Origin of the sequence: uncultured Sphingomonas sp., from assembly GCF_913776855.1 — a bacterium.
In the GTDB taxonomy this organism is placed as follows: domain Bacteria; phylum Pseudomonadota; class Alphaproteobacteria; order Sphingomonadales; family Sphingomonadaceae; genus Sphingomonas.
Genome location: NZ_CAJYQD010000043.1, coordinates 1 through 22,218 on the forward strand (window position 1 = coordinate 1; position 22,218 = coordinate 22,218).

Sequence of the window (22,218 nt, forward strand, 5' to 3'; positions counted from 1 at the left end):
CCGGACAGGCGAACGAGCTGCAGCAGAGCATCGCGTTCTTCCGCGTCGAACAGACCCACCACGCACGCAGGCCGGCCGCGACGCGCAAGCCGGCGGCCCGTGCCAAGTCCCCCGCCCCCCGCGCGAAACCCAATTCGATCGCCGACCAGCAGACCCGCGTGCGCGGCTTCGCGCTGGACCTGACGCAGGGCGGCCCGGACGGCGACGACGCGGCGTTTGGGCGCGCCGCCTGACCCGACGACCGGCCGCCGATGGGGGCATCGGCCGGCCGGTCGCCAGCAACACTATAGCAGGGGAACATCGCATGGGACGCTACGGAGTTGGCTGTGCCGCCATCGCTCTGATGATGGTTTCGGCACCGGTGCAGGCACAGGAGGCATCGCCGGGTCCGCTGAGCGTCGGCATCGTGTACAAGGGCGATGTCGTCGGCGTCGCGGCGGGGGACGCGCGGGGCGTGCGCTATCTCGACAATATCGATCTGCTCGCGTCGCTCGATCTGGACCGGGCGGTGGGATGGCGCGGGGGCACCGCCTTTGCCGGCCTGCTCAACAATATGGGCGGTCGCCCCAACGACATCGCCGGCACGTTGCAGGGGGTGAACAATATCGAGGTCGCCGGGGCCGACCTGCTACTGTACCAGGCGTGGGTCGAGCAGAGCCTTGCCGGTGACAAGCTGTCGGTGCTGGTCGGCAAATACGACCTCAACAGCGAATTCTATTCGACCGACGCGGCGTCGCACCTGATCGCGCCGGCGTTCGGCATCGGGTCCGAACTGGCGGCAACCGGTCCCAACGGTCCGTCGATCTTTCCGCGCACCGACCTTGCCATCCGCCTGCGTGCCGGTGACGAACGGCATTACGTACAGGCAGTGGCGATCCGGGCACCGCGCGGGACCACCGATGATGGCGGACGGCGATCGACGCTGTTCGTTGCCGAGGCCGGCCGGCAGGGCAGATTGTCGGTTGCGATCGGTGGCTGGGCCTATAGCCGGCGCCAGCCGCGCATCATTCCGCCCGGCGTCAGCACGGGGCCGGGCGAGGCGGCGTCGCATGGCGTCTATGCCTCGGTTGAAACCGACCTTGCCGGACAGGCTGAACAGCCGGGCTATTGGCGCGCCTTTGCTCGCGCGGGCTGGTCGGACGGGCGGACCACACCCTTTGCGGGCGGGGTCCAGTTCGGCGTGACCGGCCAGGGCATCATCCCCGCCCGCCCCGACAGCCAGCTGTCGATCGGCGTGGCGAGCGCCGACCTCAGCACCCCCTATCGCCGGGCCAATCCGGCGGGCGAACCGATGCTGACCGGATCGGAAGGGATGGTCGAGCTGACCTATAGCGACCGGGTGCTGCCGTTCCTGACGGTGCAGCCCGACGTGCAATATGTCCGCCGGCCGGGAGGCCTGCGCGATGCGGACGATGCGGTGGTGCTGGGGCTGCGCGCGATCGTCGCTTGGAAGGCGCTGTAAGGGGCGACGGAGGGTTGCCGATGCGCAATCAGGCCACCGCCAGCGTCGGCCCCGCACCCAATCCCGCATCGACCAGATTGCCGACGAACTGGTCGGTGCAGTGCGACCAGCAATAGGCGGTGCCGGCACGGGCGCAGGCGTCGCGGTCGGCGGTGAGGGCCTGGGTGACGGCCACCGCCAGATCGTCGTCGACCGCGCCGATCCGCCGTGTGCCGCCGCCCATCCCGTCGGTGCCGATGATGTCGAGCGGTCCCGGCACCGGATAGCCCGCGACCGGCGTACCGCAGGCCAGCGCCTCGATCATCACCAGCCCGAACGTGTCGGTGCGGCTGGGGAAGACCAGCACGTCGGCGGCGCGATAGGCGGCGGCGAGGGCCGCGCCCTGCTTCAGGCCGACGAACTGCGCCAGCGGATAGCGGCGTTCGAGGTCGGCGCGCGCGGGACCATCGCCGACCAGCAGCTTCGTGCCCGGCACGTCGAGCGCGAGGAACGCCTCGATATTCTTTTCCACCGCGATCCGCCCGACATGGAGCAGGATCGGGCGCGGCAGGGTAGCGATGTCGAGTCGCCCGCCATCGGGCTTGAACAGCGACAGGTCGACGCCGCGCGACCAGCGCCTAGTGTGGGCGATGCCATGGTCGCGTAGCGAGGCGGCGACGCGGGCGGTGGCGGTCATCACCCCGCTGGCCGCCGCGTGGAACCGGCGGAGGAACGGCCAGAACAGCCCGGCGGGCAGGTGCGTCCGCATCGCCAGATACTCGGCGAAATTGGTGTGGAACGAGGTGGTGAAGCGCAGCCCCTGGCGGCGGCACCAGCGACGCGCCGCCCAGCCGAGCGGCCCTTCGGTGGCGATATGGATCGCATCGGGCCGGAACGCCGCAATCCGGCGGCCCAGTTCCGGCCCGCAGCCAAGGGCGAGCCGGATTTCGGGATAGCCGGGACAGGGCCGGGTGGCGAAACCGTCCGGGGTATAGGTTTCGACGATATGGCCGCGCTGTTGCAGGCGGCCGATCGTGGTTTGCAGCGTGCGGACGACGCCGTTGACCTGCGGACTCCACGCGTCGCTGACGATGGCGATCCTCACGCGGTGGCAACCGCCCGACCGGATGCGTCGGCGCGACCCGCCGATTTCGCCAGTTCCTTTTCCCAGGTCAGCGCCCGCCAGTCGATCAGCGACATGGCGCCGCTGTGATCCTCGACCAGCGCGGTGCAGCTCTCCACCCAGTCGCCGTCGTTATAATACATGATGTCGCCGATCCGGCGGATTTCGGCGGTGTGGATATGGCCGCACACCACGCCGTCGACACCGTGTTCGGCGGCGGCATGGGCCACGGTTTCCTCGAACCGGCCGATGAAGTTGACCGCGTTCTTCACGCGATGCTTGGCATAGGCCGACAGCGACCAATAGGGCAGCCCCAGCTTGCGCCGGGCGAAGTTCCAGACGCTGTTGGCCTTCAGCAACGCGGTGTATGCATGGTCACCGAGGAAGGCGAGCCACTTGGCGTACAGCACCACGCCGTCGAACTTGTCGCCGTGCAGCACCAGCAGGCGACGGCCATCGGCGGTTTCGTGAATATCCTCCTCGACCATCTCCACGCCGCCGAATTCGAGGCCGGTATAGTCGCGAAACGCCTCGTCATGGTTGCCGGGGATGTAGATGACGCGGGTGCCACGACGCGCGAACTTCAGGATCGAGCGGATGACGTCGTTATGGCTGGACGGCCAGTACCAGCCGCGGCGAATCTGCCAGCCATCGACGATATCGCCGACCAGGTACAGCGTCTCGCATTCGAACGAATGGAGGAAGTCGACCAGCTGGGTCGCGCTGCATCCCGGCGTTCCCAGATGGACGTCGGAAATGAAGACGGTGCGGTAGGATTGCTTCGGGCCGTCCGCCTGATAGCTTTGCGGATCGTTGATCCAGTCGGGAATCTTGCGCGCCAGCGACTTGACCGGAGATTCCAAGTTCTTTCGGTCGGTCCGGGATACAAATGCCGTCGTCATCGTACTTCTCCACAAGAGTGGACTGGACGTGCGTCCTTGCGATGGCGGTGCAGTAACGCCCCTGCGCGACAATAGTATTGCGCGTGTGTGACGGCGACTCTCATCAAATTGAAACCTTGCTGACACGCCCCCGCCATTGGCCTGTCATCGATCGGCGTCATTGTGGCTGGCCAGACAAGCCGCACGGCGCTGGACAAGGAAACTCACGGATTGGCTCAGGAACTGAACCGCGTCGGCGTGGCGAGCGCCTATGATCGCTGGGCGCCCATCTATGACCTGGTATTCGGCCCCGTCTTCAAGCGGGGTCGCCGTGCGGCGATCGACGCGGCGGAGACGGTCGGCGGCCGCATCCTGGAGGTCGGGGTCGGCACCGGCATCTCGTTGCCGCATTATCGTGCCGAGAGCCGGATCACCGGCATCGATATCGCCGACCAGATGCTCGACAAGGCGCGCGACCGGGTGAAGCGGCTGAAGCTGACCCAGGTCGAACGGATCGCGATCGGCGATGCCGAAGCGCTGGATTTCGACGATGCGTCGTTCGACGTGGTCGTCGCGCAATATGTCGTGTCGGCGGTGCCGCATCCCGACCGGGCGCTGAGCGAGTTCCTGCGCGTGGTGCGGCCCGGCGGCATGATCGTGATCGCGACCCGGCTGGGCGCGGAGGCGGGCGTGCGGGCGAAGATCGAGCGCGCGCTGATGCCGATCACCAGTCGGCTGGGCTGGCGCACCGATTTCCCGTGGTCGATCTATGGCGACTGGGCGGCGCGCAACCCGCAGGCGGAGCTGGTCGAGCGCCGGCCGCTCCCCCCGCTCGGCCATTTCTCGCTGGTGTGCTTCCGGCGTGCCGGCGTGGCCGGACAGGATAACCACCCGACACCCGCGCTCGGCGCGACCGCCTGAACCCCATTCTTTTCAAAGGCTAATTCGATGCCCGGATTCAAGGAAGCGTTGCACGAACAGCGGTGGGACGATCATCGCTATTACCATCACAGCATCATCAACCAGGCGCTGCATTTCGTCAGCGCGACGACGTTCTTGATCGCCTATGTCGTCGTGTGGATCGACCCGGCGGTGGCGAGCCTGCTCGGCTGGCTGGTGGCGATGACCGCGCGGCAATCGGGGCATTTCTTCTTCGAGCCGAAGACCTACGACCATATGAACCAGGCGACGCACGAGCATAAGGAAGAGATCAAGGTCGGGTACAACCTGTTCCGCAAGGTCGTCTTCATGGGGCTGTGGGCGGCGACGCCGATCCCGCTGCTGCTCGACCCGACGTTCTTCGGGGTGTTCGAGCCGCATGTCGGCTTCGTCGGGTTCCTGCGGCACCTGGCGCTGCTGTGGCTGGCGTTTGCGGTCGGGGGCTTGCTGTTCCGGGTGATCCAGTTGTTCATCCAGCGCGACGTGATGACCGGGATCGTGTGGGCGACCAAGATCGTGACCGATCCGTTCAACGACTTCATCCTGTACCGGAAAGCCCCGGTGCAGCTGTTGAAGGGCGCGCGGATCGATACGGATTTGCAGGAGGCGGCGCGGCACTAAGCGCCGGGCAAGGCGCAGTGAAAGCTCCGCCAAGCTTCAAGGCGCGCCCGGTCGGCGGCGCGAAAAGCGCCGTCCGACGCCATGGGCCTTGCCCGTGGCGGACCCGAAAACAAAGGCTTTTCCGGCCAAAGTTCACAAAGTTCACACTCGCGACCGGTTTGCACATTTGCGAACCGGTCGCATTTTCTTGGGCGGGGGGGGGGGGGATCGGTGGGGAGAAAAAGCGAAGGCGAGCATGATGGTGCGTGGCGGAGCAGGAAAGCGGAATTTCGCTGCTGGCCCAATATGCGCTAAACTGCACCGATAATATGATCCCCAGAGGTTGCTATGGCTGTTGTGCGCAAGACCATTACCCTGACCGAACAGCAGAATGCCTGGATCGGCGCGCAGATTGCGGCCGGCCACTATACCAATGACAGCGAGGCGATCCGCGACCTCATCCGACGCGAGCAGGAACGGGGGCAGGTCGACGAGCGCCTTCGCGCGGCGCTGATTGAGGGCGAGAATAGCGGAGCACCCGAACGATTCGACTTCGCCGCGTTCAAGGAGCGTAAAGCCGCCCAACATGGCTGAGTTCCGGCTCACGCCGGCGGCGCAGGCCGATGTGGAGGCGATTTTCGATCATGGCGTCGCGGCATGGGGTTTGCCGCAGGCAATGGCCTATACGGATCGGATCGAAGCTGCATTGCATGCCACTGCCGGTGCGCCGATGCAGGCCCCCAGTTGCGATCACATCCGATCCGGCTATCGCCGCCGATCGGTCGGACAGCATGTGATCTTCTTCAGACCCACGGAATATGGCGTTGCGGTCGTCCGCATCCTGCACCGAAGGATGGACCCGCTCCTCAACCTGTGATTCCGCTCGTTCCGCCCCTGCAACATTATCCGCGCCCGATACCTGTTAACGGGCCGGCGGCACCCCATATACGATCCGGCCCCGCCGAATCCGGCTGGTCCCGCTACCGGCGCCGGCCGGTCGACCCTATCCGCGTGGCCCGGCGGTCCGTTTGCTCGAATGATGACTGGACCGACATGCAGGACGATTGGCGACGGGGCATCCCGACCGCGGTGACGACTTCGCGGGCGATGAACGTGCGCATCGCGCGCGCCGATGTGGAGGCGCTGTGCCGCAAGCATGGCGCGTCGATCAGTGCGATCGAGACGCTGCATTCGGGTGGCACGCATGTCGTGCTGAAGAACGGCGACGCGGCCGAGACGATGCGCAAGGCGTTCGGCAAGAAGCTGATCGCCGGCGCGGTCGTGCGGACGCCATGGGTGCGCAACGGCTGACCCGGCGAGCGATCCCCCGATGACCCGCGACACGCCCGCCCTGACCCGCGCGCTCGAACTGGCCGCGTCGGGCGCATTCAGTTCGGTGAACCACATCCGGCAGGCGCTGCGCCGCGAGGGCTATACCTCGCTGGCGCAGGATCTGTCGGGGCATCAGGCGAACCGGGCGATCATCGAACAGTTGCACGCGGTCGCCGACGCGCGGCGGGAATGAGGCGGGACAGGGCATGACGCCAGGCGGATGGGCTTCGATGCCGATGCGCCGGCGGGAGTCCATATCCGCCAGCGTCGCAAATTCAGCCGAAACGTCAGCGTCCATAGATTCCCGCCTGCGCGGGAATGACGAAATCCAGTGGTCACCGGTGAATGTCGATCGGCCCTATCCCCGCCCCAGCCGCCGCGCGAGCGTCTCCCGCAACACCTGTCGCCGCAGCATCTTGTTGGTCGTGCCGGGGGCGGTCCACCACCAGCCGTCGTGTTGCATCGCCTGCGCCGCCCGGACGAACCGCGCGATCACCTCGGCGAAAGCGGCGTCGTCATAGTTCAGGCTGAAGATCAGGCGGCCGGTGCCGACCCAGCTCAAGGCCAGCCCTTCGGCGCGGGCATAATATTGCAGCATCCAGTTGTAGCGCGACGGCACCGCATAGGTGATCGTCCACACCGTCTGCATCCCCGCCGCCCGCACGGGCAGGTCCGCAGCCTCCATCGCCGCGTTGAACTGGTCGAGGCGCGCGTCCCAGCGGGTGTCGACGCCCGCGTACATCGCCTGCACCTCGGGGGTGTCGAGCCGTTCGAGGAACACGTCCATCGCGCCCATGACGTACGGATGCGCGTTGAAGGTGCCGCGCGCGAAGCAGATGTCGGCGGGTTGTTCGGGGCGGAAGCGCCGCATCAGGTCGGCGCGGCCGCAGACGACGCCGATCGGCAGGCCGCCGCCCAGCGTCTTGCCATAGGTCACCATGTCGGGCTGCACGCCGAACGCCTCGGCCATGCCGCCACGCGCGAGGCGGAAGCCCATGAACACTTCGTCAAAGATCAGGACGATGCCGGCCTTCGTACAAACCTCGCGCAGCTTTACCAGCCAGTCGCGATAGGCGGCGCGGTCGAGGTGCGCGGAGCGACTGCTGTCGACCATCGTGCCATCGGACGGCGCGCCCTTGTTCGGGTGCATCGCCTGGAGCGGGTTGACGAGGACGCAGGCGATATCCTTGCGCATGGCCAGCACGTGCAGCGTCCGGTCGGACAGTTCGGACAGGGTGAGCGTGTTGTCGGCCGGCGTCGGGTTGCCGATGCCCGGCTGCACATCGCCCCACCAGCCGTGATAGGCCCCGGCGAAGCGCACCACGCGGCGTCGGCCGGTGTGGTAGCGGGCGAGGCGCACCGCCTGCATGACCGCTTCGGTGCCGGACATGTGGAACGACACCTCGTCCATGCCGCTGATCACCTTCAGCCGGGTGACATTGGCGGCGATGACCGGGTGATAATTGCCCAGCACCGGGCCGAGATCGGCGACGCGGGCGCTCCCTTCCGCGATGCAGTCCTTATAGAAATCATGGCCGAACAGGTTGACGCCGTAGGAGCCGGCAAGGTCGTAGAAGATATTGCCGTCGAGGTCGGTGACGGTGACACCCGACGACGACTGGTAGAAGGTGCCGGTCGACAATTGCTCGCGGACCTTGGCGCTGAACTGGAACGGCACGCGGTAGCGGCCGGTGAATTGCAGGTCGGACAGCCCTTCGCGCAGCTCCTTCGTCGCGGCGATCGTCCGCGCGAAACGGGTGGCGTAGAGCGCGGAAAGGCGTTCGAAGCCGGCGCGGCGCTTGGCCGCGACCTCTGCGGGGGCATCGTCGGCGGCAAAGAAGCGGGCGTCGTCATAGTCGTAGAAGGCGATCTGGCGCGCGATGCGCTGCCCCCAGCGGACATGGCCGGTCAGCGAGCCATGCTTGGCGCGGCTGAGCGCCAGGCGGGCGCGGCCCTTGGTGGCGGCAAGACCGGCGACTCCGGCGGCGAGTGCAAGGGCAAGGGGCATCATGGCTGACGCAAATATGACCCGATAAGGAAATATTGATGACGGTCATGGACCGCACCGCCCCCTCGCCGCTTGCCCGTGCCATCGCCCGGCTGACCGACATCGAATCGCTGAACTATGCCGCGACCAACTGGCTACCACGCCGGACGCTCACGCGGGCGATGGGGTGGTTCAGCAAGGTCGAGCAGCCTCTGGTCGCCAGGGTATCGATCGCGGTGTGGCGGACCTTTTGCGATGTCGACCTGTCCGATGCGGCGGAGACACGCTGGCCCTCGATGCACGCCTGCTTCATCCGGCGATTGCGGCCGGGGGCGCGGACGTTCGCGGCACAGGCGCATCAGGTGGCGTCGCCATCGGACGGGATCATCGTCGCGAGCGGAGCGATCACCGGCGATTCGATCGTGCAGGCGAAGGGGAAACGCTATTCGATCGCCGAGCTGACCGGGGGCGAGGGCGAGGCGTATCTGGGGGGGAGCTTCGTCACGCTGCGGCTGACCGCTGGCATGTATCACCGCTTTCACGCGCCCCAGGACGGGCGGGTCGAGCGGGTGCGCTATTTTCCCGGCGATTGTTTCAACGTGAACCCGCCGGCGTTGAAGCGGGTCGAGCGGCTCTATTGCCGCAACGAACGCGCGACGGTGCGGATGCGGTTGAAGGACGGGATGCCGATCCTGCTGGTGCCGGTGGCGGCGATCCTGGTCGCGGCGATCCGGCTGACCTTTCTCGACACGGTGAAGCTACTGCGCGACCGGGCGGAGCCGATCGCAGATATCGATGTCGCCGTGGCGCAGGGCGAGGAAATGGGGTGGTTCGAACATGGATCGACCATCGTGCTGCTGACCCCGGCGCCGTTCGTGCTGGCGGACGGGGTGCAGACCGGCGACCGGGTACGCGCGGGCGACGTGTTGTTCGACCGGGCGGTGGTCGAGGATATCTAGGATGTCCGCTCGTCACTCCCGCTAAGGCGGGAGTCCATAACCTTCGCCGTTGCGGATCGAGCCGAACCGTCAGCGTTTATGGATTCCCGCCTTCGCGGGAATGACGGAAGGGTTGCGTTGCCCACCCGCCCCGCGCCACTCTGCCGGCGAAGAGGGAGACGGGATGAGCGGCATCGTCGATGCGCATGTGCATGTGTGGCGGGTCGATGCGCCGTTCCATGGCTGGCCGGCGCCATCGGACGGGGTACTGTATCGCAGCCATTCGCTCGCCGATGTGCGTGCGGCGATGGGGGATGCGCCGGTCGAGCGTGTGGTGCTGGTGCAGGCGCAGACCGACGATCGGGAGACGGACTGGCTGCTGCAGATTGCCGGGGCCGATCCATGGGTCGCGGGCGTGGTGGGCTGGGTCGCGCTCGACAGCCCCGCCGCGCCCGAGCGGATCACGGCGCTGGCCGCGAACCCCAGCCTGCTGGGCCTGAGGCCGATGGTGCAGGCGATCGCGGATACCGACTGGCTGCTCGGCGACGATGTGGCGCAGGGCGTGGCGGCGATGGTCGCGCATGGGTTGCGGTTCGATGCGCTGGTGCAGCCGCGCCATCTGGGCGTGCTGGCAAAATTCGCGGATCGCTGGCCGACCTTGCCGATCGTGATCGACCATGCGGCCAAGCCAGTGCCGCCGGGGGATGCCGACTGGTGCAACGGGATGGCGGCGCTGGCGGCGCGGCCTTCGGTATGGTGCAAGCTGTCGGGGCTGCGCACCGAACAGGCGGCGGGGAGTGATCCGCTGGCGCTGGGGCCGATGGTGGAGCGGCTGGTCGAATGGTTCGGGGACCGGCTGCTGTGGGGCAGCGACTGGCCGGTCCTGGCGGCGGCAGGGGATGGCTATGGCGACTGGCTGGCGACGACGCGGGCGGTGACCGCGGGGCTGTCGGCCAGCGAGCGGGCGCGGTTGATGGGTGGCGCGGCGCGGGCATTCTACGGGATTTGATCATCGCGCAACGTATCCCCGCGCAGGCGGGGGTCCAGAATTTTTCTCCTCGCAAGCGGCGACGTTCCTGGCTCTGGACCCCCGCCTGCGCAGGGGTACGGCAGCGTGCGAGACGCTCCACCCTTCCAATCCGCCCCCGCTGCCCGCTACAAGCAGCCCAACTCGAAGGGGAATTGCCATGGTTCGTTCGCTGGTCGCCGTGTTGCTGGCCTCCTGCCTCGCTTTGCCCGCCGCCGCGCAGACCGCGCCGGTGACACAGACCGCCGCGCGCGATCCGGGGGCGAATGCGCCGGTCAGCTATGCCGTGTCCTTTCCGCAGGCGCAGCATCACCGCGCGCGGATCGTCGCGACGTGGCGCGGCGTGCCCGCCGGGCCGCTGCGGGTGCAGATGTCGCGGTCGTCGCCGGGGCGCTATGCGATCCATGAATTCGCCAAGAACGTGTACGACGTCAGCGCGACCGATGGCGCCGGGCGGCCGCTCAAGCTGACGCGGACCGACCCCTATGGGTGGAGCGTCGCGGGCCATGACGGCACGGTCGTGGTAAGCTACACGCTGTATGGCGACCGGGGCGACGGCACCTATGCGCAGATCGATGCGACCCACGCGCATCTGAACATGCCCGCGACCTTCCTGTGGGCGACCGGCTATGATGCCCAGCCGATCAGCGTGCGCTTCGCCAGCCCCGACCCGACCTGGAAAGTCGCGACGCAGTTGCCCGCCGGGACCGCGCCGGGCAGCTATTGGGCGCCGAACCTGCAATATTTCATGGACAGCCCGACCGAGCTGTCGAACCACATGGTGCGTGAATGGCAGGAGGCGGGCAAGACGTTCCGCCTGACGCTCCACCACGGTGGCACCGCCGCCGACATGGACCGCTTCACCGAAAAGGCGAAGAAGGTCGTGGCCGAGGAGATCAAAATCTTCGGCGCGCCGGCGAATTATGATTTCGGAACCTATACCTTCATCGCCGACTATCGCCCGTCGGTGAACGGCGACGGGATGGAGCATCGCAACTCGACGATCATCACCGACAAGCGCTCGCTGGCCGAGGCGAAGGACGACCAGCTCGGCACGCTGGCGCATGAATTCTTCCACAGCTGGAACGTCGAGCGGCTGCGCCCGCGCGAGCTGGAGCCGTTCGACTTCACCCGCGCCAACCCCACCCCCTCGCTGTGGCTGGCGGAGGGGTTCACCAGCTATTACGGGCCGCTGTCGATCCGCCGCGCGGGGCTATCGTCGGTCGATGAATGGCTGGGCGAGATGGGCGCGATGGTGAACGGGGTGGTCAACAGCCCGGCGCGGATCGCGGCGCGGATCAATGCCTCGCCGCAGGAAATGAGCCTGCGCGCGCCGTTCGTCGATGCCGCGACCGCAATCGATCCGGTCGAACCGAACATCTTCGTGTCCTACTACCCCTATGGCGCGGTGATCGGCCTGACGCTCGACCTGCAACTGCGCCAGCGGTTTCCGGGCAAGACCCTCGACGATTATATGCGGCTGTTGTGGAAGACGCATGGCGCGACCGAGCAGTCCTATACCCCTGCCGACCTGCGTGCGGCGCTGGCGACGCTGACCGGGGACAAGGCGTTCGCCGACCAGTTCTTCGACCGTACGATCGAGGGCAGCTTCCTGCCCGATTTCACGCCGCTGCTGGAGCAGGCCGGGCTGGTGCTGCGCGCGGCGCAGCCGGCCAGGGGCTGGATCGGGCGGGCCAATGCGACACAGGAGGCGGACGGCGTGACGCTGACGCTGTCACCGGCGCAGAACACGCCGCTGTTTGCCGCCGGGGTGGATCGTGGCGACGTGATCGTGTCGCTGGGCGGACAGCCGGTCGGTGACCTGGCGGCGTGGAATGCGGCCGTCGCGGCGCTGAAGCCCGGTACGGCCACCGAGCTGCGCTATCGCCAGCGCGGGATCAACCGGGTGGCGACGATCACCCCGGTCGCCGATCCGACGCTGGAGATCGTGCGCGGCGAGACGGTCGGGCGGACGCCCACCGCAAGGCAGCGCGCGTTCCGTGCCGGCTGGCTGGGCGCGGAATAGGCACGATGCGGCTGTGCGCCGATGTCGGCGGTTCGTTCATCGACATCGCCGCGTTCGACGACGATGCGCGGATCGTGTGGCGCCGCAAGACGCCGACGCCCGTCGACGACTGGGCGGGGTTCGTTGCGGTCTTTCGCGATGCGGCGCAGGCAACCGCGTGCGGGCGCGTGGGCGTAGCGACCGCCGGGCTGGTCGACCCGGCAAGCGGTGTCGTCGCCAGCGCGAACATCCCGTGCATCGACGGGCGGCGGCTGGCGCACGACCTGCGCGGCGCGCTGGCGTTGCCGGTGCTGGTGGTGAACGACGCCGACGCGTTCGTGCTGGCCGAAGCGACGCTGGGCGCCGGCCGGGGGCATGACCGGGTGTTCGGCATCATCCTGGGCACCGGGGTGGGTGGCGGGCTGGTCGAGCGCGGGCGGATCGTGAGCGGCGCGGGCGGGATCGGCGGCGAATGGGGGCACGGACAGATGATCCATGCCAGCCCCGTGGCGCCGGATGCGATGCCGGTCTTCGCGTGCGGGTGCGGACGGCAAGGGTGTCTCGACACGATCGGCAGCGCGCGCGGGCTGGAGCGGTTGCACCAGTTTCTGCATGGCGTGGACGTCGACAGCATTGCGATCACGCGCGGGGCGGAAGCGGGCGAGGCGCAGGCGGCAGCGACGGTCGCATGGTTCTGCGACCTGCTGGGCGGACCGATCGCGATGCTGCTGCACGCCGTGTCGGCGACGATCGTGCCGGTCGGCGGCGGGCTGGCGAACGCTACGGGACTGATCGCGGCGCTGGATGCGCGGGTGCGGGCGAATTTGCTGACCCCGGTCGCGACGCCGGTGGTGGTGCCGGGAATGCTGGGCGACGAAGCGGGGTTGATCGGGGCGTTCGTCGCGGGGGGATAGCGGTCACCCTCACCCTTCTGCGGCTTCGCCGCTCCCTCCCTCTCCCACCGGGAGAGGGAAGGGCGAAGGCCTCGTCGTTACCGGCGATAGCCCGGACGACCGTTGCGGTCGTGCTTGTCGACGCGAATCTTGTAGGACAGCGCGTTGAAGCGGCGGTCGAGGTCGCGGCGCTCCTGCATCGACAGGCCGTTCGAGCGGCGATAGCGCTGTTCGAGCTGGGCGATCTGGCGGAATTCGCCGCGCAGGTTCACCGCTTCACGCCGGCTGAGCGCGCCGCTGCGGATACCCTGGTCGATGCGGCGTTCGATCTGCGCCTGGCGCTGGTTGACCGACTGCCATGGCTGGGCGGCGGCGGGCAAAGCGGTCATCGCGACGCCAAGGCCGGCGAGCATCAGTGCGAACTTCTTCATCCCTTTTCTCCTTTGTCGAACCATCGGGGTCGAAGGTGAAAATGGCGAACGCGTGTCGCAGGGGTTTGTCGCAAAGGGCAGAAAATTGTGTCGGATTGTCGCGACTTGGACGGGTCCGTTCAGCTTCAGGCGGGCAATCCCTTCGCACGCAGGATCGGGGTCAGCACCTGCTCCATCGCGGCATAGCCCGCCGGCGTCGGATGCACGCCGTCATTGGCAAATCCCGGCCGCATCGCACCCGCAGGCGTCGCCAGTGCCGGCGTGTAGTCGACGAAGGTGATGCGGTTCTTCGCCGCATAGTCCTTCGCCCAGGCGTTGATCGCGCGGATCGGGGCGACGGTGGGCAGGCCCGGTTTCCACGGGAAACCGTCCGCCGGGGGCACGCTGGCGAGCAGCACGCCGATGCCGGCCTGACGCGCGATCATCACCATCATCGCGAGGTTGTCGTGGGTCTGTGCCGGCGTCATCGGCCCGGTATTGCCGGCGATGTCGTTGGTGCCGGCCATGATGTGAACATAGCGCGGCCGGTGGGCGACGACATCGGCCATCATGCGCAGCACCATCTGCGGTGTCGTCTGCCCGCTGATCCCGCGTCCGACGCGGCCGGGACGGAAGAAGTCGGGGCGGCTGCCGCGCCATCCTTCGGTGATCGAATCACCCATGAACACGATGTCGGTCTTCGCCCCCGACGCAGCGAGCGCGGCATTGTCGGCGGCATAGCGGCCGAGCCACGGCCAGTCGGTCGCGAGCTGGCGCTGGTGCTTTACCTCCCAGCTTTCCTCCTGCGCGGCGCAAGCGGCGGCGGGAAGCAAGGCGGACGCGGCGGCAAGACCGAGGAAATGGCGACGATCGGGGGTCATAGCGATCCTTCCAGGCGGCAGATTTCGGGGCGGATGTCGCCGTCGCGCGGGCTGGCACCGCGCGCGTCGAACAGGATATTGGCAGGCTTGCCCTTGGCCGTGCGGGTCCAGGCCGGGCGGCCGTCGCCATTGGGATCGCCGGTGGTGGCAAAGGCGACCCAGTAATCCTGCATCCACACCGGCCCGGCGCGACGGTCGTTGAAGATATAGTCGATTTCGGCCGCATGGGTCGTCGGCCCCGCCCCGCCGTCGCGGGCAAGATCGAACTCATAGCGCCATACCGGCCAGTTGCGGGCGGCGAGCAGATTGGCCAGCGTGCCCGCCGGGCAGCGGAAGGTCGCGTCGGTCGCGATCTGCTGGTCGCGTGTACCCAGGCGCGGATGTGGCAGCGGGTCGGCATCGTCGAGCCGGTAATAGGTCCGCGCCGCGTCAACATTGCTGCCGAACGACAGGTCGACGAACCCGTCGCGCGCCGGACGCCCGCCGGGCAGGTCGAGTTCGAGCAGGTTGCTGCCGACGATAACCGGACGTTTGGGCGCGGTGACGAACAGCCGGTCGGGCGTGTCGGGCAGCACCGCGCCGTCGATCGTCGTGCGCAGATAGAGATAATCGTCGGCGGTCAGCTTCGCATCGTGCAGCTTCAGGTCGGCCGCCAGCAGCGCGGCGGGCGATGCGGTGCGCAGCGCCACGCTGCCGCGCTTGCCGAGCAGCACGTCGAGCTGGTCGCCGATGCGGAACGCTTCCTTCAGTGGACGCCATGGCAGGCCGAAGCCGGGGGTGCCCGATTCCATCGTCGCCTTGGCGAACAGCCCGCGTGCCAAGGGCGAGGCGAGCAGCAGCGACACGTCCTGCGACCCGGCGCTTTCCCCGGCGATGGTGACATTATCGGGGTCGCCACCGAACTTGGCGATATTGTCGCGAACCCAGCGCAGCGCCGCGATCTGGTCCATCAGGCCGTAATTGCCGCTCTTGCCATCGGCCTCCGCCGCCAGCGCACGGTGCGGCAGGAAGCCGAAGATGCCGAGCCGATACTGGACCGCGACCACGACCACCCCGCGCTTGCCGATCGACGACAGCGCCATGTCGCCCGCCGATCCCGCACGGTTGCTGCCGCCGTGGATCCACACGATCACTGGGCGCTTGCCGGTCAAGGCGGGCGTGCCGACGTCGAGCGTCAGGCAATCCTCGCTGGCGAACACATGGTCGGCGCGGTTCCAGCCATAGTCGTTCTGGAGACAGGCGGGCGCACGGGCGGTGGTGGTGCGGATGCCGGTCCATTCGACCACCGGCTGCGGTTCGCGCCAGCGGTTGGCGCCCAGCGGAGGTGCGGCGAAGGGAATGCCGCGGAAGAGGATGCGATCGGCCTCCGCCCTGCCCTCGACGATGCCGCCGGAGACGGAGACGCGCGGCGGCGTCGGGGCGGCGGGGGTTTCCTGTGCGGTGGCGGGGGTTGCCGTGGCGAGGAGTAGAGATGCCCAGATTGCCTTCATCGCCGTGCCCCTGTGTGTTGCCGTGCGGGTCCGGGTAGCAAATCCTCCCCGGCACGGGGAGGGGGACCGTTGCCGAAGGCGATGGTGGAGGGGGTTCGCCCCGCAATGCAACCGGGTCGTATGCGGATGCGCCCCTCCACCATGCTGCGCATGGTCCCCCTCCCCGTGCCGGGGAGGAGCTTTTTACTTCGCGCAGGTCAGCTTCACGTCCGCCGTGGTGCCGAGCGCCACCCGCGCCACGCTGACCGTCAGCGCGCCGTCGGTGGCGAGGACGAAGGGCGTGTCGACCTTCGCCATGTTCACATTGCCGCCGAAGCATTTGAGCGGCACGCCCAGCGTCTTCCACTGGCCGGTACCCAACTGCTCCATCCGGCCGAGCGAAACCTGCCCGCCCCCCGGACCGCTGCGCAGCGACAGCGCGACCGGCCTGGTCGGGGCGGCGTCGACGCGCATCGTCGCGGTCAGCAGGACGTCGCCATTGGTCTGGCGGGTCAGGTCGACCGGCGACTGGGTGCTGAGCAGGATCTGCGCCGGGCCGGTGCCATCGATGACGAAGCGCCGCGCGCCTTCCTGTACGCCGTGATCGGTCGCGGTGACCTTTACCCGGCCCGCGCCGGACTGGGCGGGCACCGTAGTGATGCGGGTGTTGCCGCCGGTACCGGCACCGCCGACCTCCAGCGACCATGCGGTCGCGGGCAGGCCCTTGTCCATGAACACGTCGCCGGCATCGACCTCGGCGACCTTGGGGTCCTCGGACAGGGTCGGCACGGTCGTCCGGCTGGCGCCGGTCAGGCCATAGCCGCGCGGGAACTAGGTCGGCCCGGTGGCGTCGGCGGTCGCCGGCCAGGCGAAGGAGAGCGTGCCGGTGAAGTCGCGCTTCGCCTTGCCGCTGCGGTCCTTCAGCAGCACGTCGGCGACGCCCGCCCCTTCCGATCCGGGCAGCCATGCGACGACGAAGGCATCGGCGGCGTTGATCGCGGCGTTCACGAACAGCGGGCGACCGGTCAGCATGACGGCGACGACGGGAATACCCTGCGCCTTCAGCTTCTTCATGGTTTCAATGGGTTGGCGTAGTTCGGGCCGCAGTTGCAGCGTCTTGATGTCGCCCTGGAACTCGGCATAGGGCGTTTCGCCGAACACGACGATCGCCGCATCGGGCTTGGCCCCGGTGAAGCTGCCATCGGCCGACAGCATGGCCGAACCGCCCGCCGCCTTCGCCGCTGCCTCCAGCCCCTGATAGATCGAGGTCGCGCCGGGGAAATATTTCGGGTCGATCCCCGTCCCCTGCCACGTCAGCGTCCAGCCGCCCGACTGGCGCGCGACGTCGTTCGCACCGTCGCCGGCGACCAGCACCCGCGCACCGGCCCTGATCGGCAGCAGCGAGCCGTTGTTCTTGAGCAGCACCAGCGACTTGGCCACCGCTTCGCGCGCGATGGCACGGTGTTCGGGACTGCCGAGCAGGTCGAACTTGCCCGACAGCGGGCGCGACGACGGCTTGCCCGCCTCGAACAGGCCGGCGCGCAGCTTTACCCGCAGGATGTTGGACACCGCATCGTCCAGTCGGCTCATCGGGACTTCACCCGACTTCACCTGGCGGACGAGGTTTTCCCAGATCGGCTTCCAGCTGTCGGGCGCCATGTACATGTCCAGCCCGGCATTGATCGCGCGCGGGCACGACGCGTTGGTGCAGCCCGCGACCTGGCCATGCGCGTTCCAGTCGCTGACGATGAACCCGCCAAAGCCCATGCGCTTCTTCAGCACATCGGTCAGCAGGCCCTTGTGCCCGGTGATCTTTTCGCCGTTCCAGCTCGAAAAGCTGGCCATGACCGTCTGCACCCCGGCATTGATCGCCGAGACATAGGGCGTGCCGTGAATGTCGCGCAGCTGGGTTTCGGAAATCTTCGCGTCGCCCTGATCCTGCCCGCCGAACGTGCCGCCGTCCGCCAGGAAATGCTTGGTCGAGGCGAGGACGTAGGGACCCTTCAACTGGTTGGTCGAGCCGGGTGCGCCCTGGAGCCCTTCGATGAACTGCGTGACATAGCTGGCGACCAGCTTCGGATCGGACGAATAGCCTTCGTACGCGCGGCCCCAGCGCAGGTCCTGCGGCACGGTGATGGTCGGCGCGAAGGTCCATTCGATGCCGGTCGCGCGGATTTCCGCTGCCGTCGCCTGCGCGATCTTTCGCATGAGGGCCGGGTCGTGCATCGCGCCCAATCCGACATTGTGCGGGAACAGCGTGGCACCGACGATATTGCTGTGGCCATGGACCGCATCGGTGCCCCAGATGACGGGAATGCCGACGCCGCCGCCGCTCTTGTCGACCGAGGCGGCATAGAAGCGATCGGCGAGCTTCAGCCATTCGGACGCGGGCGCGAATTCGTCGTTGTTAGGCGCGGAGTTACCGCCGTTCAGCACCGAGCCGAGGTGATAGCGCTTCACATCCTCCGGCGTCAGGCTGGCGATGTCGCCCTGCACGACCTGCCCCACCTTTTCCTCCAGCGTCATCCGCTTGAGCAGGTCGGCGATGCGTGCCTCGATCGCCGGATCGGCCTTGTACGGCCAGTTCGCCTGCGGCCAGAGTTCGGGATGGGCGGTGGCGGCGGGGGCCGGCGCGGGAACCGTCTGCGCTGCGACTGGCAGCGCTCCCAATAGCAGGGCAGACCCCAGCAGCAACGTCGTAACCGGTTTCATCACATCACTCTCCCCGACGCGCGCGTGCTCCGCGCGATCCTCTTACCGCTCCGTTCGGCAATTCCGACAGCGTTGTCAACGTCCAAACCGATCTTTTCGATAGCGAATTTCGGATTGAACCGCCCGGACGGCTGGTCCACGCTGTTGTCCGACAAACCGGCGGCACGACCGCCGTACAGGGAGATTGCGTGTTGCCCCCCATCCTTGCGGCCGCCCGCCGGTGACGACCGAGCGCGCACCCATCCGCCTGTCGGGAACCAACCTCGAACGCGCGGCCGATCATAATCAGCGGGTAACGTTGCACGCGATCCGGGTATCGGGATCGCTGACGCGGATCGACCTGGCCAATATCACCGGGCTGACCCCGCCGGCGATCGCCAACATCACCCGCCGGCTGCTGGGCGAAGGGCTGGTGCTGGAGGCCGGACAGCGGCGCGGCGGGCGCGGGCAACCGCCGACGAAGCTGGTGGTGAACCCCGCCGCCTGCTTTGCGATCGGCGTCAATATCGACCGCGACCATGTGACGATCGTGCTGGTCGATTTCGCCGGACAGACGCTGGCGCGCGCCACCCGCGAAGTCGATTTCGCGATGCCCGACGACGTTGCGGCCTTCTATCGATCGGCGGTCGACGGCCTGATCGCCGAGGCCGGGATCGATCGGAAGCGGATCGTGGGCATCGGGATCGCCCGCCCCGACGACCTGGGCACGGTCGACCTGCCGGGCCGACCGGAGCGCTATACCGCGTGGGAAGCGGTCGACATGGCCGCGCTGTTCGCCCGGCCGATCGACCTGCCGGTCTTTGTCGAGAACGACGCCGCCGCCGCCGCGATGGGCGAATTGCAGCTGGGCCATGGCCAGCACCAGGCAAGTTTCTTCTACATTCTCATTTCCTCCGCGCTGGGCGGCGGGCTGGTGCTGGACGGCAGCTATTATCGCGGGGCGCAGGGACGTTCGGGCGAGCTGGGCTTCCTGCTGGGCAGCGACGGCAAGGGCGGGCAGACACAGATCCAACATACCGTGTCGCTATCGGGGCTGTCGCATCCCTTACGCGATGCGGGCTTTACGCTGGCCGACATGCTGGGCGGGCGGAGCGACGACCCGGCATTGCTGGCGGTGGTGGATGCGTGGATCGATGCGTCGGTCAAACGGCTGGTCGAGCCGCTGGTCGCCATCAACTGCCTGATCAATCCGGCGGCGGTATTCGTCGGCGGGCGTCTGCCGGGCGAACATGTCGATACGCTGGCCGAGCGGCTGAACGCGCGGATGCAGCGGGTGGGCAACGTGCCCGCACTGGCCCCGGTGCGGCGCGCGATGCTGGCCGAGGATGCCCCGGCGGTCGGCGCGGCGATCCTGCCGTTCAGCCATTTCCTGCTGCCCAGCGCCACCGCGCTGTGGAAGGCGGAGGACGCCGGCTAAGCCATCAGCGGCGGGGCAGCGGTGAATTCGGGGCGTTCGGCATCGCCCCGTCCCTGAACGCGACGACCAGCGCAAGTTCGAACCGCGCGCCGCATCCTGTCGTACAGGGGCGGGGTGCCGCGATCGGATCGGGGGACTGGGCATCGTTGCGCATGGCGTCGCCTCCGGGCTGGATCGGCCATTATCATACGGGATGGTTAAATCGCGATTAGCGACAAGGGAGGGAAAATGATCGGACGAGACGGCACTTTGGGCGGAATCCTCGCGGCCGCAACGATGGTCGGCGGCGCACCGGCCGATGCCGCGCCGAAACCGGCGGCGGCGGTCGAGGCGCTGGTCGATCGGTTCGACGCGGCGCGCGCGGCATTCGATCCCCCCGCCCTCGCCGCCACGCTGGCCGAAGAGTATGTCGAGATTTCGCCGGTCGGCACGGTCGATTCCCGTGCGGCGGTGCTAAGCTTCTACACCCCCGACCACCGCAACCCGGTGCCGCCGATGCGTCAGGACGAACGCGTCGTCCGCGTGACCGGCACCTTCGCATCGATGACCGAGCGCAAACAGCTGACCCTGCCGGGCGGTACCGTCCGGGCGATCCGCGTCGGCTATGTCGCTCGCCGGGTAGGCGATGGATGACGGCTGGTTTCGGCGCAATATACCCCGATCCCGCCCGCACGTTGAACGCACGTCCGATCGGCGGCATAATTCGGATTTCAATTTGCCTTTTTCACCAAATCCTGCGACGCTCGTGGCTATTCACAAGCGAAAAAGGTTTTGGGGGATGAACATGGCTTTCGATCCGGCGTCACAGGGCAGGCACGGAGCATTGCCGCTGGTCGGGATCGAACTGGGTGGGACGAAATGCGTCTGCACGCTGGCCCATGGACCGGATGCCATCGTGGCGCAGGAAACCGTGCCGACCGAACATCCCTCCGTCACCCTGCCCGCCATCGCCGCCATCCTGCAGCGGTGGTGGGATGCGGGAGGCTTTGCCGCGCTTGGCATCGCCAGCTTCGGTCCGGTCGACCTGGACCCGGCATCGCCGACCTGGGGCCATATCCTGGCCACGACCAAGCCCGACTGGCCGATGACCGATCTCGCGGGTCCGCTGTCGCGGGCGTTCGACGCGCCGGTCGCGTTCGACACCGACGTCAACGGCGCGGCCTATGCCGAGGTGCTGTGGGGCTGTGCGCAGGGCCTCGACGATTTCGCCTATGTCACGATCGGGACCGGCGTCGGCGTCGGACTGCTGGTCAACGGCAAGCCGACGCGCGGCATCGGCCATGCGGAGATCGGCCATTTGCGGGTCCCCCGGCTGCCGACCGACACGCTGCCCAGCGGCTGCCCGTTCCACGACGATTGCGTCGAGGGGCTGGCATCGGGGACGGGGATCAAGGCGGCGCTGGGCGACGTCCATGTCTCGACGCTCGCCGAGGATCATCCGGTGTGGGACCGGGTGGCGTCGGCGATCACCGCGATGTGCCATGCGATGGTCTGCACGACGGGACCGAAGCGGATCGCGATCGGCGGCGGGGTGATGAACAAGCAGCCGCACCTGCTGGCGCGGATCGAACCGGCGCTGCGGGCCAGCATCAACGGCTATCTGCCGCTGCCGGCGCGCGACTATGTCGTCGCCCCTGCGCTTGGCGATCAGGCCGGGCCGATGGGATCGATCGCACTGGCGCAGGTCGCGCTGGCGGAGCAGGTCGCGGCGTGATTTCGAGGCGTCGTCCCGGCGGAGGCTGGGGCGACGCTTGCCGCCAGGCGGCCAGATGCTACCGTCGGAACGATACCCGGTTGCCAGCGCCTGCGATGTTCACGCGCGCCTTGCTGCCATCGGGGGTGCGGTAGAACACGGTGTTGCTGGCCCCTTCGATCCGGACCGATGCGCGCGGCGCCAGGTCGATGGTCACGCGGTTGCCGGCCCCTTCGATCACCAGCGCGCTGCACCGTCCGGTGATCCGCATGGTATTGCCGGCCCCTTCGACGGTCGCGACCCCGCCGTCGCAGTCGAGTTCCTGCGTGGCACCGGCGCCTTGCTGGCGAACCTGTGCCGGCAGCGTGGTCGGCAGCGCGAGGGCGGAAAACAGCAGGGCAATGCGAACGACCATGAACTCTCTCCCATGACGGTCAGGCGGCAAGCCTAACCGCGTCGGGGCAGGGAAG

The 22,218-nt window shown here is 67.9% G+C and carries 23 protein-coding genes and 1 pseudogene; 15 read left to right on the forward strand and 9 right to left on the reverse strand.

Features of this window, described 5'->3' with window-relative positions; genetic code table 11:
• Positions 1–233 (forward strand): annotated as a pseudogene (locus QZ755_RS13365) (methyl-accepting chemotaxis protein); the annotation flags it as partial.
• A gap of 71 nt (positions 234–304) precedes the next feature.
• Complete coding sequence (locus QZ755_RS13370; RefSeq protein ID WP_294323742.1) at positions 305–1,462, forward strand: carbohydrate porin; 1,158 nt, start codon at positions 305–307, stop codon at positions 1,460–1,462.
• Positions 1,463–1,490: 28 nt separating this feature from the next.
• On the opposite strand, the gene QZ755_RS13375 is transcribed toward QZ755_RS13370, so the two are convergent.
• Together QZ755_RS13375 and QZ755_RS13380 are read right to left on the reverse strand one after the other, a co-directional pair.
• A complete protein-coding gene (locus QZ755_RS13375; protein ID WP_294323746.1) occupies positions 1,491–2,546 on the reverse strand; it encodes a glycosyltransferase family 1 protein in 1,056 nt (351 codons plus the stop codon).
• Positions 2,543–3,394 carry a UDP-2,3-diacylglucosamine diphosphatase gene (locus tag QZ755_RS13380; protein ID WP_294323896.1) on the reverse strand — a complete coding sequence of 284 codons (852 nt, stop codon included), beginning with the start codon at positions 3,392–3,394 and terminating at the stop codon, positions 2,543–2,545. The genes QZ755_RS13375 and QZ755_RS13380 overlap by 4 nt, the downstream gene beginning before the upstream one ends.
• A gap of 234 nt (positions 3,395–3,628) precedes the next feature.
• Between QZ755_RS13380 and QZ755_RS13385 the strand changes: the two genes are divergently transcribed.
• The 6 genes from QZ755_RS13385 to QZ755_RS13410 all read left to right on the forward strand — a co-directional run bounded on the left by QZ755_RS13385 (position 3,629) and on the right by QZ755_RS13410 (position 6,509).
• A complete protein-coding gene (locus QZ755_RS13385; RefSeq protein ID WP_294323750.1) occupies positions 3,629–4,366 on the forward strand; it encodes a methyltransferase domain-containing protein in 738 nt (245 codons plus the stop codon).
• 27 nt (positions 4,367–4,393) lie between these two features.
• Entirely contained in the window at positions 4,394–5,005 is a 612-nt protein-coding gene (locus tag QZ755_RS13390; RefSeq protein WP_294323753.1) for a hypothetical protein, read from the forward strand.
• A 327-nt stretch (positions 5,006–5,332) separates the two neighbouring features.
• On the forward strand, positions 5,333–5,578 hold the full coding sequence (locus QZ755_RS13395; protein ID WP_242417229.1) for a type II toxin-antitoxin system ParD family antitoxin: 246 nt from the start codon (positions 5,333–5,335) through the stop codon (positions 5,576–5,578).
• The gene (locus tag QZ755_RS13400; protein ID WP_294323759.1) at positions 5,571–5,861 is read left to right on the forward strand and encodes a type II toxin-antitoxin system RelE/ParE family toxin; all 291 of its coding nucleotides are present in this window, start codon (positions 5,571–5,573) and stop codon (positions 5,859–5,861) included. The genes QZ755_RS13395 and QZ755_RS13400 overlap by 8 nt, the downstream gene beginning before the upstream one ends.
• A gap of 134 nt (positions 5,862–5,995) precedes the next feature.
• A complete protein-coding gene (locus tag QZ755_RS13405) occupies positions 5,996–6,295 on the forward strand; it encodes a hypothetical protein (protein WP_294323764.1) in 300 nt (99 codons plus the stop codon).
• 19 nt (positions 6,296–6,314) lie between these two features.
• Positions 6,315–6,509, forward strand: a complete 195-nt coding sequence (locus QZ755_RS13410) for a hypothetical protein (protein WP_242417227.1) — start codon at positions 6,315–6,317, stop codon at positions 6,507–6,509.
• A gap of 165 nt (positions 6,510–6,674) precedes the next feature.
• On the opposite strand, the gene QZ755_RS13415 is transcribed toward QZ755_RS13410, so the two are convergent.
• On the reverse strand, positions 6,675–8,327 hold the full coding sequence (locus tag QZ755_RS13415) for an aminotransferase class III-fold pyridoxal phosphate-dependent enzyme (RefSeq protein ID WP_294323766.1): 1,653 nt from the start codon (positions 8,325–8,327) through the stop codon (positions 6,675–6,677).
• Between the two features lie 35 nt (positions 8,328–8,362).
• Between QZ755_RS13415 and asd the strand changes: the two genes are divergently transcribed.
• The 4 genes from asd (at position 8,363) to QZ755_RS13435 (ending at position 13,187) form a co-directional block, all read left to right on the forward strand.
• Positions 8,363–9,262 (forward strand): archaetidylserine decarboxylase, encoded by a 900-nt coding sequence (gene asd / locus QZ755_RS13420; RefSeq protein WP_294323771.1) that lies wholly within the window; start codon positions 8,363–8,365, stop codon positions 9,260–9,262.
• A gap of 163 nt (positions 9,263–9,425) precedes the next feature.
• Positions 9,426–10,250, forward strand: a complete 825-nt coding sequence (locus QZ755_RS13425) for an amidohydrolase family protein (RefSeq protein ID WP_294323773.1) — start codon at positions 9,426–9,428, stop codon at positions 10,248–10,250.
• 178 nt (positions 10,251–10,428) lie between these two features.
• Complete coding sequence (locus QZ755_RS13430; RefSeq protein WP_294323775.1) at positions 10,429–12,294, forward strand: PDZ domain-containing protein; 1,866 nt, start codon at positions 10,429–10,431, stop codon at positions 12,292–12,294.
• Between the two features lie 5 nt (positions 12,295–12,299).
• Positions 12,300–13,187, forward strand: a complete 888-nt coding sequence (locus tag QZ755_RS13435; RefSeq protein WP_294323777.1) for an ROK family protein — start codon at positions 12,300–12,302, stop codon at positions 13,185–13,187.
• Positions 13,188–13,264: 77 nt separating this feature from the next.
• On the opposite strand, the gene QZ755_RS13440 is transcribed toward QZ755_RS13435, so the two are convergent.
• The 5 genes from QZ755_RS13440 to QZ755_RS13460 all read right to left on the reverse strand — a co-directional run bounded on the left by QZ755_RS13440 (position 13,265) and on the right by QZ755_RS13460 (position 18,638).
• Complete coding sequence (locus tag QZ755_RS13440; protein ID WP_294323780.1) at positions 13,265–13,597, reverse strand: hypothetical protein; 333 nt, start codon at positions 13,595–13,597, stop codon at positions 13,265–13,267.
• A gap of 125 nt (positions 13,598–13,722) precedes the next feature.
• Positions 13,723–14,457, reverse strand: a complete 735-nt coding sequence (locus QZ755_RS13445) for a GDSL-type esterase/lipase family protein (RefSeq protein ID WP_294323782.1) — start codon at positions 14,455–14,457, stop codon at positions 13,723–13,725.
• Complete coding sequence (locus QZ755_RS13450; protein ID WP_294323785.1) at positions 14,454–15,947, reverse strand: carboxylesterase family protein; 1,494 nt, start codon at positions 15,945–15,947, stop codon at positions 14,454–14,456. Before QZ755_RS13450 ends, QZ755_RS13445 begins: the two co-directional genes overlap by 4 nt.
• Positions 15,948–16,130: 183 nt before the next feature.
• The gene (locus QZ755_RS13455; RefSeq protein ID WP_294323787.1) at positions 16,131–16,715 is read right to left on the reverse strand and encodes a putative glycoside hydrolase; all 585 of its coding nucleotides are present in this window, start codon (positions 16,713–16,715) and stop codon (positions 16,131–16,133) included.
• 42 nt (positions 16,716–16,757) lie between these two features.
• Entirely contained in the window at positions 16,758–18,638 is a 1,881-nt protein-coding gene (locus QZ755_RS13460) for a glycoside hydrolase family 3 protein (RefSeq protein WP_294323898.1), read from the reverse strand.
• Between the two features lie 220 nt (positions 18,639–18,858).
• Here QZ755_RS13460 and QZ755_RS13465 point away from each other — a divergent pair, with 220 nt between their 5' ends.
• From QZ755_RS13465 to QZ755_RS13475, 3 genes are all read left to right on the forward strand, one after another.
• Entirely contained in the window at positions 18,859–20,055 is a 1,197-nt protein-coding gene (locus tag QZ755_RS13465) for an ROK family transcriptional regulator (protein WP_294323788.1), read from the forward strand.
• A gap of 228 nt (positions 20,056–20,283) precedes the next feature.
• On the forward strand, positions 20,284–20,688 hold the full coding sequence (locus tag QZ755_RS13470; RefSeq protein WP_294323790.1) for a nuclear transport factor 2 family protein: 405 nt from the start codon (positions 20,284–20,286) through the stop codon (positions 20,686–20,688).
• 145 nt (positions 20,689–20,833) lie between these two features.
• Positions 20,834–21,769, forward strand: a complete 936-nt coding sequence (locus QZ755_RS13475) for an ROK family protein (protein WP_294323792.1) — start codon at positions 20,834–20,836, stop codon at positions 21,767–21,769.
• A gap of 58 nt (positions 21,770–21,827) precedes the next feature.
• Here the strand turns inward: QZ755_RS13475 and QZ755_RS13480 are convergent, their stop codons facing one another.
• Complete coding sequence (locus tag QZ755_RS13480) at positions 21,828–22,163, reverse strand: DUF3060 domain-containing protein (RefSeq protein ID WP_294323795.1); 336 nt, start codon at positions 22,161–22,163, stop codon at positions 21,828–21,830.
• Positions 22,164–22,218: the final 55 nt, after the last annotated feature.

Coding starts and splice junctions, on each gene's coding strand:
- QZ755_RS13370 (WP_294323742.1), top strand. CDS start 305: ATGGGACGCTACGGAGTTGGCTGTGCCGCCATCGCTCTGATGATGGTT.
- QZ755_RS13390 (WP_294323753.1), top strand. CDS start 4,394: ATGCCCGGATTCAAGGAAGCGTTGCACGAACAGCGGTGGGACGATCAT.
- QZ755_RS13395 (WP_242417229.1), top strand. CDS start 5,333: ATGGCTGTTGTGCGCAAGACCATTACCCTGACCGAACAGCAGAATGCC.
- QZ755_RS13400 (WP_294323759.1), top strand. CDS start 5,571: ATGGCTGAGTTCCGGCTCACGCCGGCGGCGCAGGCCGATGTGGAGGCG.
- QZ755_RS13410 (WP_242417227.1), top strand. CDS start 6,315: ATGACCCGCGACACGCCCGCCCTGACCCGCGCGCTCGAACTGGCCGCG.
- QZ755_RS13415 (WP_294323766.1), bottom strand. CDS start 8,327: ATGATGCCCCTTGCCCTTGCACTCGCCGCCGGAGTCGCCGGTCTTGCC.
- asd (WP_294323771.1), top strand. CDS start 8,363: ATGACGGTCATGGACCGCACCGCCCCCTCGCCGCTTGCCCGTGCCATC.
- QZ755_RS13425 (WP_294323773.1), top strand. CDS start 9,426: ATGAGCGGCATCGTCGATGCGCATGTGCATGTGTGGCGGGTCGATGCG.
- QZ755_RS13430 (WP_294323775.1), top strand. CDS start 10,429: ATGGTTCGTTCGCTGGTCGCCGTGTTGCTGGCCTCCTGCCTCGCTTTG.
- QZ755_RS13435 (WP_294323777.1), top strand. CDS start 12,300: ATGCGGCTGTGCGCCGATGTCGGCGGTTCGTTCATCGACATCGCCGCG.
- QZ755_RS13440 (WP_294323780.1), bottom strand. CDS start 13,597: ATGAAGAAGTTCGCACTGATGCTCGCCGGCCTTGGCGTCGCGATGACC.
- QZ755_RS13445 (WP_294323782.1), bottom strand. CDS start 14,457: ATGACCCCCGATCGTCGCCATTTCCTCGGTCTTGCCGCCGCGTCCGCC.
- QZ755_RS13450 (WP_294323785.1), bottom strand. CDS start 15,947: ATGAAGGCAATCTGGGCATCTCTACTCCTCGCCACGGCAACCCCCGCC.
- QZ755_RS13460 (WP_294323898.1), bottom strand. CDS start 18,638: ATGAAACCGGTTACGACGTTGCTGCTGGGGTCTGCCCTGCTATTGGGA.
- QZ755_RS13470 (WP_294323790.1), top strand. CDS start 20,284: ATGATCGGACGAGACGGCACTTTGGGCGGAATCCTCGCGGCCGCAACG.
- QZ755_RS13475 (WP_294323792.1), top strand. CDS start 20,834: ATGAACATGGCTTTCGATCCGGCGTCACAGGGCAGGCACGGAGCATTG.
- QZ755_RS13480 (WP_294323795.1), bottom strand. CDS start 22,163: ATGGTCGTTCGCATTGCCCTGCTGTTTTCCGCCCTCGCGCTGCCGACC.